Annotated in this window: 15 protein-coding genes, 4 tRNA genes and 1 riboswitch; of the genes, 6 read left to right on the top strand and 13 right to left on the bottom strand. The window is 39.0% G+C overall.

The window, feature by feature from the left end; genetic code table 11:
• The first annotated feature begins 489 nt into the window (after nt 1-489).
• The 6 genes from HMPREF0669_RS02705 (at nt 490) to HMPREF0669_RS02680 (ending at nt 7,364) form a co-directional block, all read left to right on the top strand.
• The gene (locus HMPREF0669_RS02705; RefSeq protein ID WP_009228657.1) at nt 490-1,311 is read left to right on the top strand and encodes a Cof-type HAD-IIB family hydrolase; all 822 of its coding nucleotides are present in this window, start codon (nt 490-492) and stop codon (nt 1,309-1,311) included.
• Between the two features lie 477 nt (nt 1,312-1,788).
• Nucleotides 1,789-1,883, top strand: a riboswitch (TPP riboswitch).
• Between the two features lie 35 nt (nt 1,884-1,918).
• On the top strand, nt 1,919-4,207 hold the full coding sequence (locus HMPREF0669_RS02700; protein ID WP_009228656.1) for a TonB-dependent receptor: 2,289 nt from the start codon (nt 1,919-1,921) through the stop codon (nt 4,205-4,207).
• An 8-nt stretch (nt 4,208-4,215) separates the two neighbouring features.
• Nucleotides 4,216-4,830 (top strand): nicotinamide riboside transporter PnuC, encoded by a 615-nt coding sequence (gene pnuC / locus HMPREF0669_RS02695; RefSeq protein WP_009228655.1) that lies wholly within the window; start codon nt 4,216-4,218, stop codon nt 4,828-4,830.
• On the top strand, nt 4,827-5,462 hold the full coding sequence (locus tag HMPREF0669_RS02690) for a thiamine diphosphokinase (protein WP_009228654.1): 636 nt from the start codon (nt 4,827-4,829) through the stop codon (nt 5,460-5,462). The genes pnuC and HMPREF0669_RS02690 overlap by 4 nt, the downstream gene beginning before the upstream one ends.
• 220 nt (nt 5,463-5,682) lie before the next feature.
• Complete coding sequence (locus HMPREF0669_RS02685; RefSeq protein ID WP_009228653.1) at nt 5,683-6,450, top strand: 5'-nucleotidase C-terminal domain-containing protein; 768 nt, start codon at nt 5,683-5,685, stop codon at nt 6,448-6,450.
• A 29-nt stretch (nt 6,451-6,479) separates the two neighbouring features.
• Nucleotides 6,480-7,364 carry a bifunctional UDP-sugar hydrolase/5'-nucleotidase gene (locus HMPREF0669_RS02680; protein WP_009228652.1) on the top strand — a complete coding sequence of 295 codons (885 nt, stop codon included), beginning with the start codon at nt 6,480-6,482 and terminating at the stop codon, nt 7,362-7,364.
• A gap of 496 nt (nt 7,365-7,860) precedes the next feature.
• Here HMPREF0669_RS02680 and rpoC read toward each other — a convergent pair whose 3' ends face one another.
• The 13 genes from rpoC to HMPREF0669_RS02615 all read right to left on the bottom strand — a co-directional run bounded on the left by rpoC (nt 7,861) and on the right by HMPREF0669_RS02615 (nt 20,801).
• The gene (rpoC, locus tag HMPREF0669_RS02675; protein WP_009228651.1) at nt 7,861-12,198 is read right to left on the bottom strand and encodes a DNA-directed RNA polymerase subunit beta'; all 4,338 of its coding nucleotides are present in this window, start codon (nt 12,196-12,198) and stop codon (nt 7,861-7,863) included.
• Nucleotides 12,199-12,235: 37 nt separating this feature from the next.
• Nucleotides 12,236-16,045 carry a DNA-directed RNA polymerase subunit beta gene (rpoB, locus tag HMPREF0669_RS02670; protein ID WP_009228650.1) on the bottom strand — a complete coding sequence of 1,270 codons (3,810 nt, stop codon included), beginning with the start codon at nt 16,043-16,045 and terminating at the stop codon, nt 12,236-12,238.
• Nucleotides 16,046-16,187: 142 nt separating this feature from the next.
• Complete coding sequence (rplL, locus tag HMPREF0669_RS02665; protein ID WP_009228649.1) at nt 16,188-16,565, bottom strand: 50S ribosomal protein L7/L12; 378 nt, start codon at nt 16,563-16,565, stop codon at nt 16,188-16,190.
• A 47-nt stretch (nt 16,566-16,612) separates the two neighbouring features.
• The gene (gene rplJ, locus HMPREF0669_RS02660) at nt 16,613-17,131 is read right to left on the bottom strand and encodes a 50S ribosomal protein L10 (RefSeq protein WP_009228648.1); all 519 of its coding nucleotides are present in this window, start codon (nt 17,129-17,131) and stop codon (nt 16,613-16,615) included.
• An 18-nt stretch (nt 17,132-17,149) separates the two neighbouring features.
• Nucleotides 17,150-17,842, bottom strand: a complete 693-nt coding sequence (gene rplA / locus HMPREF0669_RS02655; protein ID WP_009228647.1) for a 50S ribosomal protein L1 — start codon at nt 17,840-17,842, stop codon at nt 17,150-17,152.
• A 22-nt stretch (nt 17,843-17,864) separates the two neighbouring features.
• A complete protein-coding gene (rplK, locus tag HMPREF0669_RS02650) occupies nt 17,865-18,305 on the bottom strand; it encodes a 50S ribosomal protein L11 (protein WP_009228646.1) in 441 nt (146 codons plus the stop codon).
• 61 nt (nt 18,306-18,366) lie between these two features.
• Complete coding sequence (gene nusG, locus HMPREF0669_RS02645) at nt 18,367-18,912, bottom strand: transcription termination/antitermination protein NusG (RefSeq protein WP_009228645.1); 546 nt, start codon at nt 18,910-18,912, stop codon at nt 18,367-18,369.
• A 13-nt stretch (nt 18,913-18,925) separates the two neighbouring features.
• Nucleotides 18,926-19,117 (bottom strand): preprotein translocase subunit SecE, encoded by a 192-nt coding sequence (gene secE / locus HMPREF0669_RS02640; protein ID WP_009228644.1) that lies wholly within the window; start codon nt 19,115-19,117, stop codon nt 18,926-18,928.
• 18 nt (nt 19,118-19,135) lie between these two features.
• Nucleotides 19,136-19,208 (bottom strand) — tRNA-Trp (locus HMPREF0669_RS02635).
• Nucleotides 19,209-19,274: 66 nt separating this feature from the next.
• Nucleotides 19,275-20,465, bottom strand: a complete 1,191-nt coding sequence (gene tuf / locus HMPREF0669_RS02630; RefSeq protein ID WP_009228643.1) for an elongation factor Tu — start codon at nt 20,463-20,465, stop codon at nt 19,275-19,277.
• Between the two features lie 86 nt (nt 20,466-20,551).
• Nucleotides 20,552-20,623: transfer RNA gene (locus HMPREF0669_RS02625), tRNA-Thr, on the bottom strand.
• Nucleotides 20,624-20,628: 5 nt separating this feature from the next.
• Nucleotides 20,629-20,701 (bottom strand) — tRNA-Gly (locus tag HMPREF0669_RS02620).
• A 17-nt stretch (nt 20,702-20,718) separates the two neighbouring features.
• Nucleotides 20,719-20,801 (bottom strand) — tRNA-Tyr (locus tag HMPREF0669_RS02615).
• Between the last annotated feature and the right edge of the window lie 17 nt (nt 20,802-20,818).

Below are 20,818 nucleotides of genomic sequence, written 5' to 3'. Positions count from 1 at the left end.
TTTATTCTACTTTAAACAGAATAGAAATATTTGACTTGAGGTTTATTTATAGACGCACCAGCAATGTATTTCGTTGCAAAAGATGTGCATTTTAGTTAGAAAAATATATTTAACTATATTCCTAAGTTATATTATTTATTATTAATACAAAGGTAAAAAATATCTCAAAATATACAACATTCCATAATATATATTTTTATTTACAGCCATCTATTTACATATATTATATTTAAAGAGTTCATTTTCTCATTGGTTACATATAGCTTTCTCCATTAGAAAGAGCAAAGAAAATGGGTTTTATTTGCGTAAATTAGATAAAAAATGTACTTTTGCCCCCCATAAAAAAATAAGAAGTTAAAAAGATTGTATATTATAAATAGGTATAATTCTGCAAAGATTAAAATAGTATAGATCTTGTATTACTGCAGAATAATGCTAAAAAACACACCATCTTTTATAATTTAATAAATGAACTAAAGTGACATTATGATGAAATACAAAATGCTTGTGCTCGATTTAGATGGCACTCTCACTAATAATTATAAGGAAATAACCCCAAAAACCAAAGAAGCTTTGATGCAAGCCCAAGCTAAAGGCGTTAGAATTGTTTTGGCTTCAGGACGTCCAACATACGGAATTACCCCTATTGCAAATGAACTTATGCTTACCAACTACGGAGGATTTATTCTTGCTTTCAATGGAGGTAAGATTATTGATTATAGCACCCGTGAAACTATCTTCGAGCAAACGATAGACAAACCCGAAGTAGAAGCCTTATATAATGCGGCAAATAATGCGGATTTAGCTATCCTTACCTACCAAGATTATGGTATTGTTACAACTCAAGAGAATAACAATTATGTTGAACACGAGGCATTTATCAATAAGTTACCCGTTACACAATGCGATAATTTCATTGAAGATTTGCAATATCCTATCAACAAATGTCTCATCGTTGGCGACCCAACACCATTGCATGAGTTAGAACTTCAATTGTCAAAAGATTTGTTTGGACAAGTTGAAGTGTATCGCTCTGCAAGCTTTTTCCTTGAGTGTGTGCCCCCAGGAGTAGATAAAGCGAAATCGCTTGAACGTCTTCTTTCAATGATAAACATCGACAAAAATGATGTAATTGCGGTGGGTGACGGATTCAATGACTTATCTATGATTGAGTATGCAGGACTCGGAATTGCGATGGATAATGCTCCACAAGAGGTTAAAAGTCGTGCAAATTTCGTTACATCATCGAATGAAGAGGACGGAGTTGCAAGGGTTATCGAGAAGTTTATACTTGAATTAGACGCTGAATAATCAATTCATTTCATTCTAAAAAGAAAGAGACTGCGCTGTAATGGTGCAGTCTTTTTTATTTCTCTCCACTCTTCTTACTTGCATTGCACATCGAGTTTCATTTCCAAAAGCAATGCTTTTAGTGAGTAAAAGCATTGACATTGGTAGCTAAAAGCATTGAGTTTACAAGGCTACAACATAGCTTTTACCTTGCGAGGGCGCAACCTCTTCTTTCACAACGCATTGCGTTCACATCACAACAGCACATCACCTCGCTTCCTTTCTCCTTTTCTTTCGTTTACAAATAGGCTGTTGAGCCTCATCTCTTACAACGTTTTTCGCCTAAAACTTGCTTATTCTCTCTTCCTATTGAATAGCCATTCTTTATCAGTTAGATTCGTTTTAGATGAAGAAAGGAAATGGGTTAAAAACGTTTTTCTTGTCTTTTTCTGCTGGATTTATTACATTTTTTTATTAAATTTGTCGTCGATTTGCAGACTGCAAGTTAAGGGGTGCCCGACATTTCGAGCTGAGATTATACCCTAAAACCTGATCTGGATAATGCCAGCGGAGGAAAAAGGATACCAAGAAACGCCCCTTTTGTTTATTTATATACATTCAAAAGGAAATGAAAAAACCACAAAGTCTAGTATTTTTGCTAGCATGTTGCCCTGCACTTTATGCTGCAACACCAAAAGAAACCAAGTTAGACACACTAAAGACCTACCAACTTCAAAGTGTACAAGTGACGTCTACACGTGCCAGTAGAACTACCCCTATGGCATTTCAAAACATCAACAAGCAACAACTTAAAGCCATTAACTACGGACAAGACATTCCTTTCTTGCTCTCATTAACCCCTTCTGTCATCACAACTAGCGATGCAGGAAATGGTATTGGCTACACTTCTTTACGTGTAAGAGGTACAGACCCAAGTAGAATTAACATCACTTCGAATGGTATTCCCATAAATGATGCGGAGAGTTCACAAGTGTATTGGGTGAATATGAGCGACTTTGCATCGAGTGTTTCATCAATGCAAATACAACGAGGTGTAGGAACTTCTACCAATGGTAGCAGTGCTTTTGGTGCTACTGTCAATATGGAAACCGAACAAATTGGTATGAATCCTTTCTTATCGGTGGATCTTTCTGCTGGCTCTTACGCTTCTCATAAAGAAACTTTGCGCTTTGGAACAGGACTACTTGGAGGTCATTGGGGCATTCAAGGACGTCTTTCTAATCTCGGTTCTGATGGTTATAGAGATCGTGCTTCTGCCAAGTTGAATTCTTATTTCGTTCAAGCTGGATACTTTGCAGATAACACTATCGTTAAATTTATTACCTTTAACGGAACTGAACGCACTTATCATGCATGGGACTATACCTCTAAATACATTCAAAGTTTGTATGGAAGAACTTATAATCCCAGTGGTGAAATGGAGAAAGATGCTAACGGAAACGCTCAATTTTATCGTGATCAAACCGACAATTATCACCAACAACACTACCAATTGTTTTGGAATCAATTCTTAAACAAATATTGGACTTTGAACGTTGCCTTGCATTATACTAACGGAAAGGGCTACTATGAGCAATATAAAATGGACACAAAGCTATCAAAGTACGGATTAGACGCTAACAAGACCAAAGCAAAAAGCTCGTTAGTACGTCAAAAATGGCTCTCAAACGACTTCTTCGGAACTATTGCTTCACTTCAGTTTAACAACAAAAAGAATGTTGAAGCTACCATTGGAGGTGGCTGGAATAAATACGATGGCGACCACTATGGATATGTTACATGGGTTGCTAAACCTGTAGATCCATTCTTCCCCTATCATCGTTATTATGACAATAACACTAAGAAGACCGACTTTAATGTTTACTCTAAATTGAATTACACTTTCACTGAAGGGCTTAATGGATTCGTAGACCTACAATATCGCCACGTAGGAATAAAGATGAACGGTCCTTCTGACGTGATTAATGCAAAAACAGGAGCACTTGTTTACGACCTAAAGAATAACTTTAGCTTCTTTAATCCTAAGTTCGGAGTGAACTATCAGATTAATCCTAACCACCGATTCTATGCAAGTTATGCTATATCTCATCGTGAACCTGTGCGCGACAACTACGAGAACAATCTCAAGGCACAACTCAGTTTGCCTACAGCAGAACGCTTAAACGACCTTGAAGTGGGCTATCAATTAAGATTAAAGAAGTTCAATGCTGGTGTAAACTTCTACCACATGAATTACAAAGATCAATTTGTTTTAACTGGAGAGGTAAACAACTTGGGTGAAGCTATTACAAGAAACTTCGCAAAGAGCTATCGTATGGGTGTTGAATTGGAAATGAACTACAAGCCAACATCATGGTTTGAATGGAGCGCAAACGCTACTTTCTCGAAGAATAGAGTGAGCAATGTGAGCGTAACCGACGACAAAGGTGCAACTCAAGTCATTGAAGGTGAATCGCCATTATCATTCTCTCCAAGCGCAATGTTTAACAACATCTTCACCTTTAACTATAAAGGTTTCAAAGCAATGTTAATCAATCGCTATGTAGGTGAGCAATACTTAACCAACACTGGTATAAGAAATATGGTATCAAAAGATAAGGATAGCAACCCTGTTCTTTCTACAATGATGTTAAAGAGCTATTGTGTTACCGACCTAGACCTATCTTATAACTTCTCGTTAAAGCGTTTAGGCGTGAAAGATGCAACCTTTGGTGTGAGCTTCTACAACCTATTTAGCGCAAAATATGACAACAATGGTTGGGCAGGACCAGAATACACAAAGGTGAATAACAAACTAACTGCAGTGAACACACAAGGTCCTTACGATACAGATGCAGCAGGATTTGCTCCTTCTGCGCCCTTTAATTTCATGGCACACCTATCTTTAAACTTCTAAGATAAAATATGATTACAAGCTATATAGTCCAACATTGGTTAGATATTTTCACCACAATACTCGGTTTAGTCTATATTTATTTAGAGTATAGAGCAAGTATTGCGCTCTGGTTTGTGGGTATAATAATGCCTGCTATGGACGTTTATCTATATTATTCGCATGGACTTTATGGCGATGCAGGAATGGCTGTGTACTACACTTTCGCTGGTATTTATGGCTACATGATGTGGAAATGGGACAACAAGGCAAAGGGTTCGCAACATGGTGCGAGTGCCATTACACACATGCCTCAACGCCTTTATCTTCCCGTTACACTCATAATGTTTACCACATGGGCTGTTACATACTATATTTTAGTTACCTTTACCGATAGTAGTGTACCTGCATTAGATGCTTTTACCAACGCTGCTAGCTTTATAGGGCTATGGGCTTTGGCTAGAAAATACATCGAACAATGGTTATTTTGGATTATTGTAGACATTATTTGCACCATACTTTATGTTTATAAAGGCATACCTTTCAAAGCTGGTTTATATGGACTTTATGTCGTTATTGCCATCTTAGGCTGGTTTAAATGGAAGCAAATGATGCTCAAACAAAAAAACATCACCCTACAAGAATGATAAAGAAACTAAATGAAAGTACGCTTTTCGATGCTGTAATTGTGGCTAATGGCTTGTTCCCCACATCGCAATTGGCATGGCATTTCTTAAAAAATAGTCCCTATATATGCTGTTGTGATGGTGCAGGAGCAACCCTCATTGAACACGGATTGGTGCCTCATGCCATTGTAGGCGACTGCGATTCGTTGCCACAAGCATTAAAAGAGCAGTATCAAGACATTCTACATGTTGTTGAAGAGCAAGAAAACAACGATTTAACCAAAGCTACTTTGCATTGCAAAAGCTTAGGTTTTAAACGCATTTTGTATGTTGGAGCAACGGGGAAAAGAGAGGATCACACACTGGGCAACATTTCTTTAATAATACGTTATTTTAAAGAATTCAACCTTGAACCTGTGTATTTAAGCGACTATGGCTACTTTGTTCCTGCCCAAAATACCTGTTCTTTTGAAACAAAGGCAGGCAAGGCTGTGAGCATCTTCAATTTCTCTTGCACCCAATTGCAATCTGAAGGACTGAAATGGAGTCTCTATCCCACCTCCGAATGGTGGCAAGGTACACTCAACAAAGCCACAAACAACATGATAACTATTCGTTCAAATGGATATTATATGCTCTATTTTGAGATATAAAACAAACGAATAAGCTATCCAACAAACAATAAATTGAGAAGCAGAAGACCTCCTTTGGTTTTCTGCTTTCTTGTTTTTATATTACTTTTTACACTCTTTCTTATCTTCATTATTACAAAAAAAAGACTTTGCTACAGATAAAAAGTGGCACTTTTAACACATATATTGTATTCAAATTGCATAAAAACATCTATTTTTGTAAATATAACTCATCGTAAATATGAACACAAAACACATTATAAGCTCTTGCTTTTTATCGGTGATATTGTGTGCTTCTTGTAGCTCAGGATATCACCTTTCGAATATCACTCGTGAAAGAATACTTATCGATAACAGATATGATGCAAGTCCAGATACCGACGCCAACAAGTTCATGGAACCCTTTAAACACCGTGTAGACAGCATTATGGCACCCGTTGTAGGTACTACTTCGATGCCATTAGCAAACTATCGACCAGAGAGTCCGCTATCTAATTTGCTCTCAGACATTCTTGTTTGGGGTGCAAAACCCTATCAACAGCAAGTGGATTTCGCTGTTTATAACATCGGAGGCATAAGAGCTGCATTTGCAAAAGGCGACATTACGGTGGGTGATGTGGTGGACGTTGCTCCATTTGAGAATAAGATTTGTTTCTTAAATCTTAGCGGAGAGAAGGTGATGGAGCTGTTTAAGCAAATCGCTTCTACTGGTGGTGAGGGCGTAAGTAGCGCAGTTCACCTCGAGATAACAAAGCAAGGCGAATTGAAAAAGGCTCTTATCAGCAACCAACCAATAGATTCTAACAAGCAATATCGCATCGCAACACTCGACTATTTGGCTCAAGGTAACGACAAGTTAGAGGCATTTAAGAGCAGAACAAACGTGCTTTCGCCTCAAGACTATCATAGTAATGTGCGATTTATTATTATGGATTACTTCAGAGAGGTTGCCAAACAAGGCAACAAAGTGGGTGCAAAGGTGGAAGGACGAATCACTATTTTACCCTAATTATTCATTCATTTACTTCAAAAAAGACAATGAAAAAACTTATTATAGCACTCAGTTTAGCAGCTACATTCGTTGTATCAAAAAGTGAAGCCCAAACCAAAAGCATTGCAAAATCGACCGAAAAGGGAACAAAAGAGTTGGTTATTTTACACACTAACGATACCCATAGCTGCATATATCCATTGAATCCACAACTTGCAGACACGTTAAAAGCTGGTAGAGGAGGCTTTCTTCGTCGCATAGCTATGTTGAAGGAGGAACGCAAAAAAAATCCCGATCTATTGCTGTTCGATAGCGGTGATTTTTCGCAAGGGTCGCCCTACTACACTCTTTTCAAAGGAGATGTGGAAGTAGGACTAATGAATAAGATGCATTATGATGCCGTAACAATTGGTAATCACGAGTTCGATTTCGGCTTAAAAAATATGGAACGACTCTTTAAAAAGGCGAAATTCCCCATCGTTTGTGCTAATTACGACTTCACAGGAACGCCTCTTGCAAAGATTGTTAAGCCTTATATCATTTTGAAACGTAAGGGAATTAAGATTGGAGTATTTGGTCTTTCTCCTCAATTAGATGGTTTGGTGGACGCTAAGAACTATGAAACGGTGCGTTATATCAATCCTATCACTGCTACCAACGAGGTGGTTTCGACTCTTAAAAACAAAGAGAAATGCGACCTTATTATATGTATCTCGCATTTAGGTTGGACTGAAAAGACGATGAATGAACAACTTCTTATCCCTCAAACTCGGTATGTAGACTTGGTGTTGGGCGGTCACTCACACACTTTCTTTGAAACCCTTAGAACCCATAAAGACCTCGACAACAACATTGTTTATAACGACCAAAACGGAAAAAGCGGTATCTTCATCGGCAAGATGACTATCCAAATGGCGAAGAACAAACGCTAATGTTTTTCAATCTCTCCGCCCTTTATATTAAGGAGCTTTGAGATCGCCAATTAAAAGCAATGCTATTCACTACAATAACAATGTAATTTAGATAATAGAAGAATATAAGTCAAAGCAAAGAACAGTGCTATATAATATTATAGCACTGTTCTTTGTTTATAAATAAATCTTTCTATCCCCAAATAAAACATAGAATAAGATTAGACCAAACCCTTACTAATGATTGAATGCAATACGATAAATAAACTCTAGACTCATTATATTACCACAAAAGAAGTGCCTAAGGAGGCTATTGGATAATAGAGAAGGATTTGTTCTACAAAGATCGAAATAAAGTGATAGAGGTTTTCTTTCGTAAAACCACAAAGTTAAGAGAACAGATAACAAAACAAGATTATTACAGCTAATAAACTTTCTTTATCAAAAGATCTATATATAAAAAAAAGAGGAAATAACCCTAAGTATATTTCCTCTTCTTATGATTGATAAAAGAACGTTATTGCTCGTTCTCTGCTACTTGATTTTCAGCGTAATCAAGTACATTTCTTTTATTTGCTTGTAATCTATCGTAAACTTCTTTCGAACCAACGATGATCTTATCCCACTTGCGAAGACCTGTACCTGCAGGTATTAGGTGACCGCAAATTACGTTTTCTTTCATTCCTTCTAAGTAATCTACCTTACCACGAATTGCAGCTTCGTTAAGTACCTTAGTTGTTTCTTGGAACGAAGCAGAGCTCATGAAGCTCTTAGTTTGCAATGCAGCACGGGTGATACCTTGTAGGATCTGAGTTGATGTTGCAGCAACTGCATCACGAACTTGAACCAAACGAAGGTCACGACGTTTGAGATTAGAGTTCTCATCACGCAAACGACGAACAGAAATGATTTGTCCTGGACGTAGAGTTTCAGAGTCTCCAGCGTCAACAACAACTTTCTTACCCCAGATACGATCGTTTTCTGCAGCGAAATCAAGTTTATCTACCATTTCTTGTTCAAGGAATGTAGTGTCACCTGGATCGTTGATTTGAACCTTACGCATCATCTGACGAACGATGATTTCGAAGTGCTTATCGTTAATCTTCACACCTTGTAGGCGGTAAACGTCTTGTACTTCATTTACGATATACTCTTGAACGGCAGTAGGACCCTTAATTGCGAGGATGTCACCAGGAGTGATAACACCGTCTGAAAGTGGTGTTCCTGCACGCACAGCATCGTGTTCTTGAACCAAGATTTGCTTAGACAAGCTTACTAAGTACTTGCGTTGTTCGCCTGTTTTAGATGTTACAATGATTTCACGATTACCACGTTTTACCTTACCCATGGTTACCTCTCCGTCGATTTCAGATACAACTGCGGGGTTAGATGGGTTACGAGCTTCGAACAACTCGGTTACACGTGGAAGACCACCAGTGATGTCACCAGCTCCACCAAGAGCACGTGGAATCTTCACAAGACGTTGACCAGTCTTAATCATTGCGCCATCTTCGATAACAACGTGTCCACCTACAGGGAAGTTATATGTTCCTATTACGTGTCCCTTAGCATCAAGGATATCACAGGTAGGAATCATTGTCTTATCTTTTGAGTCGGTAATAATCTTTTCTGTCAAACCAGTTGTTTCGTCGGTTTCAGCGTGATAGGTCTTTCCTTCTACAACATCGTTGAAGCGAATCTTACCTGCATATTCCGAAACGATTACGGCGTTGAATGGGTCCCACTTTGCAACTAGGTCGCCCTTGCTCACTTTATCACCATGTTTAAAGTAGAGTGAAGAACCATAAGGCACGTTCATTGTAGAAAGAACGATATTTGTATTTACGTCAACGAAACGTACTTCAGCAAGACGGCTTACTACCATTTGGCAGTCAACTTCTTTGTCTCCATCTGTTTCTACATAAGGAACAGTACGCAATTCGTCGAACTCTAGGCGTGAATCGTTCTTAGCAACGATTGAAGCATTAGCTGCTGCGTTACCAGCCACACCACCGGCGTGGAAGGTACGAAGTGTTAACTGTGTACCAGGCTCACCAATAGCTTGCGCTGCAATGACACCAACAGCTTCTCCCTTTTGAACCATTCGGCTTGTAGCAAGGTTACGTCCGTAACATTTCATACATACTCCGTGCTTGCTTTCGCAAGTTAGTACTGAACGTATTTCAACACTTTCGATTGGAGATGCTTCAATGATTTGAGCTTTATCTTCAGTGATTTCGTCACCAGCAGCAACGATGAGAGCACCTGTTGTTGGGTGAATGATATCATGAACAGACACACGTCCGAGGATTCTTTCATAAAGAGTAGAGATCACTTCGTCGCCATTCTTTAGAGCGGTACATACCAATCCACGTAGCGTTCCACAATCTTCTTCGTTGATAATCACGTCGTGTGATACGTCAACCAAACGTCTTGTTAAGTAACCAGCATCGGCAGTTTTCATCGCAGTATCCGCCAAACCTTTACGAGCTCCGTGAGATGAGATAAAGTACTCAAGCACACTCATACCCTCTTTAAAGTTAGAAAGAATTGGGTTCTCGATAATTTGTTGTCCTTCTGCACCTGCCTTTTGAGGCTTAGCCATCAAACCACGCATACCAGAAAGCTGCTTAATCTGATCTTTAGAACCACGGGCTCCAGAGTCAAGCATCATATAAACAGCGTTAAAGCCTTGGTCTGCTTCGGTCATCTCTTTCATCAAGATGCTTGCAAGTTGGTTGTTTACGTGAGTCCAAGTATCAATTACCTGATTATAACGCTCGGTATCGGTAATGAAACCCATGTTATAGTTCTCGGTAATTTGACGTACTTCTTCGTGACCTTTCTCAACAATAGCTTCTTTTTCAACTGGAATGATGATATCATCAAGGTTAAATGAAAGTCCTGCAACATAAGCCATGCGGTAACCTAGGTTCTTAATTCCGTCTAGGAACTCGCTTGCACGTGCCATACCTACAGCCTTAATAACATCAGAGATGATATCACGTAGGGTTTTCTTAGAAATAATATTGTTGAAGTAACCTACTTCTTCAGGAATAATGCCATTAACAATTACACGTCCAACAGAGGTCTCTACCATGCGTTTTTGTAAGCGGCCATCAACTAGGTCGTTAACAATTACCTTGATAGGAGCATGCAAATCACACTTACCTTCGTTGTGAGCGATGATTGCTTCTTCTGGTCCATAGAATGTTAAACCTTGTCCCTTAGCACCTGGACGGATCTTTGTGATATAGTAAAGACCAAGTACCATGTCCTGAGAAGGAACGGTGATAGGTGCTCCGTTGGCTGGGTTTAGAATGTTATGGCTTTGAAGCATCAGCACTTGTGTTTCAAGAATTGCTTCATTACTCAATGGAAGGTGAACCGCCATTTGGTCTCCATCGAAGTCAGCATTGAACGCTGTACATGCCAATGGGTGCAACTGAATTGCTTTACCTTCGATAAGTTTTGGCTGGAATGCTTGTATACCAAGACGGTGAAGCGTTGGAGCACGGTTAAGAAGAACAGGATGTCCCTTCATAACGTTCTCGAGAATATCCCAGATAACTGGTTCTCTGCGGTCTACAATCTTCTTCGCACTCTTAACGGTCTTAACGATTCCACGCTCGATCAACTTACGAATAATAAATGGTTTGTATAGCTCGGCTGCCATAAGTTTTGGTAAACCGCACTCTCCCATTTGTAGTTCTGGACCGACAACAATTACAGAACGTGCAGAATAGTCAACACGCTTACCTAAAAGATTTTGACGGAAACGTCCTTGTTTTCCTTTTAGTGAGTCTGATAAAGACTTCAATGGTCGGTTGCTTTCGCTACGAACTGCTGAGCTCTTGCGTGAGTTATCGAATAAGCTATCAACTGCTTCTTGCAACATACGCTTTTCGTTACGAAGAATAACTTCTGGAGCTTTGATCTCCATAAGTCTCTTCAAACGATTATTACGTATAATAACACGGCGATAAAGGTCATTCAAATCTGATGTTGCAAAGCGTCCACCATCTAGTGGAACCAATGGGCGAAGCTCTGGTGGAATGATTGGAATAATCTTTAGAATCATCCATTCAGGGCGATTAATGTTTACACTGCTACGAAATGCTTCAACTACTTGAAGACGTTTTAGCGCATCTGCCTTACGTTGTTGACTTGAGTCGTTATTTGCACGATCACGTAATTCATAAGAAAGTGAATCGAGATCAAGACGAGCAAGAAGATCATGAATTGCTTCTGCACCCATCTTTGCAATAAACTTATTAGGATCGTTATCGTCAAGAAGAGCGTTATTAGGATCGATTTGTGTATCAATGATGTTCAAATATTCATCTTCTGTCAACAAGTCCATCTTGTGTGAACCGTTCACTTCCTCTCCTTCGCTATTTGTTCTACCAGCAAAAACACCTGGTTGAATAACAACATAACGCTCGTAATAAATTACAGCATCGAGTTTCTTTGTTGGCATTCCCAACAAATAACCCATTTTATTAGGTAACGAACGGAAATACCAGATGTGAGCAACAGGCACAACTAGGTCGATGTGTCCTGAACGTTCACGACGCACTTTCTTTTCGGTTACCTCGACACCGCATCGGTCGCACACTATACCTTTGTAACGAATACGTTTATATTTACCGCAAGCACACTCGTAATCTTTTGTAGGACCGAAGATGCGTTCGCAGAATAAACCATCACGTTCTGGTTTATATGTACGATAGTTAATGGTCTCAGGCTTTGTAACCTCACCAAACGAATTTTCCAAAATCTCTTCAGGAGAAGCAAGACTAATGGTAATCTTCGTGAAATTATTTTTTATTTTTGTATCTTTCTTAAAAGCCATGTTTACTTATAATTAGGGTTCTTATAATGAATAAGAATTAATCCAACTTGATACTTAAGCCTAAGCCTCGAAGCTCGTGCAATAACACATTGAGTGATTCTGGGATACCTGGTGTTGGCATTGGATCACCTTTAACAATTGCTTCATAAGCTTTACTACGTCCAACGGTGTCGTCTGACTTAACAGTTAGAATCTCTTGTAACACGTGACTTGCACCAAATGCTTCAAGAGCCCAAACTTCCATCTCTCCAAAACGTTGTCCACCAAATTGTGCTTTACCACCAAGTGGCTGTTGTGTGATGAGAGAGTATGGACCAATGCTACGTGCATGCATCTTGTCTTCCACCATGTGTCCGAGTTTCAAGAAGTATGTTACACCTACTGTTGCAGGCTGGTCGAATTGTTCTCCTGTTTCTCCATCGTAAAGATGTGTTGAACATAGGTGAGGCAATCCTGCCTTTTCGGTCCATTCTGAAAGGTCATCAAGCTTAGCACCATCGAAGATTGGAGTTGCAAACTTAACACCTAGCTTTTTACCTGCTGCACCTAAAATCGCTTCGAAGATCTGTCCAAGGTTCATACGAGAAGGCACACCAAGTGGGTTAAGTACCAAGTCTACAGGACGACCGTCCTCTAGGAATGGCATATCTTCCATTCTAACAACCTTAGATACGATACCCTTGTTACCATGACGACCTGCAAGTTTATCACCTACACCAATCTTACGCTTCTTAGCAATATAAACTTTTGCCATTTGAAGGATTCCTGATGGAAGTTCATCTCCAATAGAAATAGCGAACTTGCGACGTTTTAATTCTGCGTCTAAGAGTTTGTATTTGTGGATATAGTTCATTATCAATTGCTTGATAAGACCATTTGTGTGCTCGTCACTTGTCCAACCTCCTGCTTGAATACCATCATATTCAAGGTTCTTAAGGATTGTTGTTGTGAACTTGCTACCCTTAGTTACGATTTCAGCTCCTGTGTAATCTTTTACTCCTTCAGATACTTTATCTTCTGTAAGAACAAGAAGTTTATCTACAAGAATATCTTTTAAGTCGTTATTCTTTGCTTCGTATTCTTCTTCAAGACTAGCTAGAAGAACTTTATCTTGTTTCTTGGTCTCACGAGTCTTAATAGCTCTTGAGAAGAGTTTCTTATCGATAACAACACCACTTAGTGATGGGTTAGCTTTCAAAGAAGAGTCTTTAACATCACCTGCTTTATCTCCGAAGATAGCGCGAAGAAGCTTTTCTTCTGGTGAAGGATCGCTTTCTCCCTTTGGAGAGATCTTTCCAATAAGGATATCGCCTGGTTCGATGCGAGCACCTACACGAACAATACCATTATCGTCGAGATCTTTTGTTGCTTCTTCACTCACGTTTGGAATATCGCTTGTGAATTCTTCAACACCACGTTTTGTTTCTCTCACGTCTAATGAATACTCATCTACGTGAACAGATGTAAGAATATCGTCACGAACAATACGCTCACTTAGTACAATAGCGTCCTCATAGTTATAACCCTTCCAAGGCATATATGCAACGAGAAGGTTACGTCCTAGAGCTAATTCGCCATTTTCTGTAGCATATCCTTCTGTTAGAATATCACCTTGTTTTACTCTTTGTCCCTTTGTACAGATAGGACGTAAGTCGATGGTCATATTCTGGTTGGTACGACGGAACTTAGGAATTCTATATTCTTTTAACGCTGGTTCGAAGCTTACGAAATCTTCCTCTTCTGTACGATCGTAAAGAATACGGATAGTTGTTGCATCTACATAGTCAATAACGCCATCTCCTTCAGCAGTAATCATGGTTCGTGAATCTTCACAAACTTTCTTTTCTAAACCTGTTCCTACAATTGGAGCATCGTTATGAAGGAGTGGAACTGCCTGGCGCATCATGTTACATCCCATCAAAGCACGGTGACCGTCATCATGTTCTAAGAATGGAATCAAGCTGGCAGAAACAGAAGCAATCTGTTGAGGTGATACGTCTACAAGATCAACATGCTCTGGTGCTACAACTGGATAGTCGGCATCTTGACGACATTTTACGGTTGTGCGGATAAATGAACCATCTACTGTTAGTGGAGCATTTCCCTGACCAATAATCTTGTTTTCTTCTTCAGCTGTAAGATAAACAACGTTTTTGTTGTCCATCTCAACTTTTGAATCCTTAACTGTACGATAAGGAGTTACAATAAATCCTAGATCGTTGATGTTTGCATATACACAAAGAGATGAGATAAGACCAATGTTTGGACCTTCAGGGCTCTCAATTGGACACAAACGACCATAGTGTGTGTAGTGAACGTCACGAACCTCGAAGCCTGCACGCTCACGAGACAAACCACCAGGACCTAAAGCTGACAAACGACGTTTGTGAGTTACTTCAGCAAGTGGGTTGGTTTGGTCCATGAACTGAGACAATGGGTTGGTTCCGAAGAATGAGTTGATTACACTAGAAATGGTCTTAGCATTGATAAGATCTGTTGGTGTAAACACTTCATTGTCACGTACGTTCATACGTTCACGGATTGTTCTGCTCATACGAGCCAATCCTATAGAGAATTGATTAGCTAATTGTTCGCCTACATTGCGCACTCTTCGGTTTGAAAGGTGGTCGATATCATCAACTGTTGCATTCGAATTGATTAGCTGAATCAAGTAACGTATAATTGCAATAATGTCATCTTTGGTAAGAACACGAGTATCCATATCAATTTCAAGTCCTAACTTACGATTGATACGATAACGTCCTACTTCTCCTAAGTCGTAACGCTTGTCAGAGAAGAATAGGTTTTGGAACACTTCACGTGCACTTGCATCGTCTGCAGGATCTGCATTACGCAATTGACGATAGATATAGTTAACGGCTTCTTTCTCAGTATTACTTGGATCTTTAGCAAGTGTGTTAAAAATCAAAGAATACTTGTTGGCCATTTCTGAGTCTTTGTGTAACAATATGGTAGAACAGCCACTATCTAAGATGTCTTCCATATTCTCTTCTGTAATCTCAGTCTCACGATCCATGATCATCTCATTACGTTCGATAGAAACTACTTCACCTGTATCTTCATCAACAAAGTCTTCATTCCAAGTCTTTAAGACACGAGCTGCCAACTTTCTACCAATAGATGCCTTCAAAACTTTCTTATTAACCTTAACTTCTTCGGCTAAATCAAAAATTTGAAGAATGTCATTATCTGTTTCATAACCGATAGCTCTCAAAAGAGTTGTAACAGGTAATTTCTTTTTACGATCGATGTAAGCATACATTACGTTGTTTATATCGGTCGCAAACTCAATCCAAGAACCCTTGAATGGAATGATACGAGCAGAATAAAGCATTGTACCATTTGCATGAACGCCTTGTCCGAAGAAGACACCAGGAGAACGATGCAACTGGGCAACTACTACACGCTCAGCTCCATTAATAACAAAAGTTCCATTATGAGTCATATAAGGGATAGTACCCAAGAAAACATCTTGGATAAATGTACCGAAATCTTCATGATCTGGGTCGGTACAATATAATTTCATCTTTGCCTTTAAGGGAACACTATATGTTAGTCCACGCTCTAGACACTCGTCAATTGAATAACGAGGAGGATCGATATAATAATCTAAAAACTCAAGAACGAAATTGTTACGTGTGTCGGTTATAGGGAAGTTTTCTGCAAACACCTTGTATAAACCATCGTTCTTACGCTCCTCTGGTGGAGTATCTAACTGTAGGAAGTCTCTAAAGGACTTTAATTGCACGTCGAGAAAATCCGGATATGGCATCGGATTATGCACACTTGCAAAGTTTATTCTATTATCAACAATTTTTGAAGCCATCAATATTTGTATGTATTTATCTACAAAATAATTTCATTAAAGACACAAAATGGTTAGAATTCACCTACTTAGTAAATTCTAACCATAATTGTTTTATCTAGCAAAAGACATCAAAGTCTTTGCAAATTAGATGGGAATTAAATTACTTTAATTCTACTTTAGCACCAGCTTCTTCGATTGCTTTCTTCAAGTTTTCAGCTTCGTCTTTAGAAAGACCTTCTTTGATTGTTGCAGGAGCACCATCAACTAGATCTTTAGCTTCTTTCAAACCTAAGCCACAAGCTTCCTTAACTGCTTTAACAACTTGTAGTTTTGCAGCACCAGCGTCAGTAAGAACTACATCGAAAGATGTCTTTTCTTCACCACCAGCTGCACCAGCAGCAGCAGGACCAGCAGCTACAGCTACAGCAGCTGCAGCAGGTTCGATACCATATTCTTCTTTAAGAACAGTTGCTAACTCATTTACTTCTTTAACTGTCAAATTTACTAATTCTTCAGCAATAGCTTTAATATCTGCCATCTTATTTTATTTTTTTAATTATTTCGTTATTGTATTAATTTATTATCTTATTCAGGACGCTCTCCTAAAGTTTTTAAAACTCCATGGATTGTGTTGCCACCTGATTGTAAAGCTGAAATGACGTTCTTTGCAGGAGATTGCAACAAAGCAACGATCTCAGCAATAACTTCATTCTTGCTCTTAATTGAAACAAGTTCTTCAAGCTTGTCTGCTCCTACGTATAAGCTCTCTTCTGCGTATGCAGCTTTAAGAGAAGGAACACCTTGCTTTGTATACTCTTTCAATAATTTTGCAGGACTGTTCGCTGTATTTGTGAACAACACAGCAGTATTACCTGTTAAACAATCATACAAAGGTTCAAAATCAATCTCAGATGCTTCAAATGCCTTGTGCAAAAGAGTGTTCTTTATAACAAGCATCTTAATTTCATTCTTGAAGCACTTACGACGCAATTCACTTGTTGTCTCAGCATTCAACCCTGTAACATCTACAAGGTAGAAATGTGGATAAGACTTAAGCTTCTCGCCTAACTCAACGATTATAGTATCTTTTACTTCTTTCTTCATTGTACAAAACTTTTAGAGTTATTCAACTGATTTAGGATCAATCTTGATACCCTTACTCATTGTGCTTGAAATAAAGATACTCTTGATATATGTACCTTTAGCAGCAGCAGGCTTAAGTTTGATAACAGTAGCAATAAATTCTTTTGCATTCTGATAAATTTGATCAGGTGTGAAAGTAACCTTACCAATTGAAGTATGGATAATTCCAGCCTTATCAACTTTAAAATCAATCTTACCAGACTTTACATCTTTAACAGCCTTAGCTACATCCATTGTAACAGTACCACTCTTTGGGTTTGGCATCAATCCACGAGGACCTAAAACACGACCTAAAGGACCAACCTTACCCATACATGATGGCATTGTAATAATTACATCAACATCTGTCCAGCCTCCATTGATCTTTGTGATATATTCATCAAGACCAACATAATCAGCTCCAGCTTCTTTAGCTGCAGATTCTTGATCTGGAGTACAGAGAACCAATACACGTGTTGTTTTACCTGTACCATTAGGAAGAGTAACAACGCCACGAACCATTTGATTCGCCTTACGTGGATCTACTCCTAAACGTACATCGATATCCAAAGATGCTTCAAACTTAGTGGTTGTAATTTCCTTTACTAACTCTGATGCTTCTTTTAGAGTGTATACTTTCCCTGCTTCAACTTTATCAGCTACTGATTTTTGATTTTTTGTCAGTTTACTCATTTTCTTAAATTGAAGTTATAAATTATTTACCAGGGAAGTCCCCGTTTACAGTGATACCCATACTTCTTGCTGTACCTGCTATAAGTTTCATTGCAGACTCTACTGTAAAACAGTTTAAGTCTTTCATTTTATCTTCAGCAATTACTTTCACCTGCTCCCATGTTACCGAAGCAACTTTTTGGCGATTAGGCTGTGCAGAGCCACTCTTTACCTTAGCAAGTTCTTTCAATTGAACTGCAGCAGGAGGAGTTTTAAGCTCAAAACTGAATGACTTATCAGTATAGTAAGTGATAACAACAGGAATTACTTTACCTGCTTTATCCTGGGTGCGGGCATTGAACTCTTTGCAGAATCCCATAATATTGATACCCTTAGAACCTAGAGCAGGTCCTACTGGAGGTGAAGGATTCGCTGCGCCACCTTTAATCTGTAATTTGATTAATCCAGCAACTTCTTTAGCCATTTCTTTTTTGTTAATATTAAAATTTAATTTATTCAAGAGATATTACATCCGTAACAATGTGTTACCCCTCTTTCTCGACTTGCATAAAACTTAGTTCTAATGGTGTTTTACGGCCAAATATCTTAACCATAACTTTCAGTTTGTGTTTTTCAGAGTTAACCTCTTCAATAACTCCACTGAATCCACTAAAAGGTCCATCGGTAACTTTTACAGTTTCATTCACCTCGTAAGGGATATTGATTTCATCCGCAACTTCGGTTTCTTCCGCTGTGCCAAGCATGCGATTTATCTCCGCCTGTGGAACGGGTGAAGGATTATCTAAACCACCTAAAAACCCTAACACATTAGGAATAAATCTCAATGTATGGGCTACGTCACCTTTTAAAACAGCTTCAACAAAAACGTAACCAGGAAGACTTATCTTCTCCGTAATTACTCTTTTGCCATTACGCAAAGAAGCATGCTTCTCTAGAGGTATTAAAACCTGAGAAACATACGACGATAGCAACGTGTTGTGTTTAATCTCAGCTTCGATATATTCTTTTACCTTAGCTTCCTTACCACTTACAGCACGAAGCACATACCAATTCTTTCCAATTTCAGCCATTTATTTATAGGTATTAATTGGGATAGATAGTACCCATTACAAACTTAAACACGCTATCCATACAGAAAACCAACAATGCAATGATAAGGGAAGCAGATAATACAACCATTGCACTATGGGTTAATTCAGCACGTGTAGGCCAAGTAGTTTTATGCGCAAGTTCGTCATAACTAGTCTTGCAATAATTTACTATCTTATTGAACATATTATCTTCTTTTTTTTGCACGGGTTGAAAGACTCGAACTCTCGACACCTGGTTTTGGAGACCAGTGCTCTACCAACTGAGCTAAACCCGTAAAATAAGATTCCTGCTAGCAGAAACTGTGCAAAACAGGAATCTTAATATATTTAATCCTTAAATATTAGTCTTCAAGGATTTGTGTAATCTGACCAGAACCTACTGTACGTCCACCTTCACGAATAGCGAAACGAAGACCTACGTTCAATGCTACAGCATAGATTAGTTCTACAGTGATCTCAACGTTATCACCAGGCATAACCATTTCTACACCCTCTGGCAATGTGATTTCACCTGTACAGTCCATAGTACGTAAGTAGAATTGAGGACGGTATTTGTTTCCGAATGGAGTATGACGTCCGCCTTCTTCTTTCTTCAATACGTAAACTGAAGCCTTAAATTTCTTATGAGGTTTAATCTGACCTGGGTGACAAAGAACCATACCACGTTTGATTTCGTTCTTATCAATACCACGAAGTAACAAACCTACGTTATCACCAGCAACACCTTCATCAAGAAGCTTGCGGAACATTTCAACACCTGTTACAACGCATTTCTTATCTTCACCAAGACCTAGAAGTTCAACTTCATCACCTACTTTAACACGACCGGTTTCAACACGACCAGTAGCAACAGTACCACGACCTGTGATTGAGAACACGTCTTCGATAGGCATCAAGAATGGTTTATCCATATCACGTGGAGGCTCTTGAATCCATGTATCAACAGTATCCATCAATTCCACGATCTTTTCAACCCACTTATCAACGCCATTCAAACCACCTAGAGCAGAACCACGAACGATAGGAGTATCTTCTTCATATTCGTATTGTTCAAGAATTTCATGAACTTCCATTTCAACTAGGTCTAGCATTTCTGCATCATCAACCATGTCGCACTTGTTCAAGAAAACAACCAAACGAGGAACGTTTACCTGACGAGCAAGAAGAACGTGCTCACGAGTTTGAGGCATAGGACCATCAGTTGCAGCTACAACAAGAATAGCACCATCCATCTGAGCAGCACCAGTTACCATGTTTTTCACATAGTCAGCGTGTCCAGGACAGTCAACGTGTGCATAGTGACGATTAGCTGTTTCATACTCAATGTGAGCAGAGTTAATAGTAATACCACGTTCTTTTTCTTCTGGAGCGTTATCAATTTGATCAAATGATTTAGCTTCTTCAGAACCAAAACCTTTTTCGTGCAACACCTTAGAGATGGCTGCAGTCAAAGTTGTCTTACCGTGGTCTACGTGACCAATTGTACCAACGTTAACGTGCGGTTTGGTACGCTCGAATTTCTCTTTAGCCATAGCTTAATTTTCTTTTTATTATGTAATTGAATAATCTATTATTATTGTTTTTCTTCTGTCTCTCCACAAAAGAAGTTAAGAAGTAGAGCTGTAACTGAGAGTTGAACTCAGGACCTCTTCCTTACCAAGGAAGTGCTCTACCACTGAGCTATTACAGCATAAGAGCGGAAAACGGGGCTCAAACCCGCGACCCCCAGCTTGGAAGGCTAGTGCTCTATCAACTGAGCTATTTCCGCAATTTATTATACTGAAGTGGGTAGTGATGGATTCGAACCACCGAAGTCGAAAGACAGCAGATTTACAGTCTGCCCCATTTGGCCACTCTGGTAACTACCCTATTCGTTTAGTTTACG

This window comes from Prevotella sp. oral taxon 299 str. F0039 (assembly GCF_000163055.2).
Taxonomy (GTDB): Bacteria; Bacteroidota; Bacteroidia; order Bacteroidales; family Bacteroidaceae; genus Prevotella.
The sequence above is the reverse complement of the archived record's forward strand: the minus strand, read 5'-3'. Positions and strand labels throughout refer to the sequence as shown.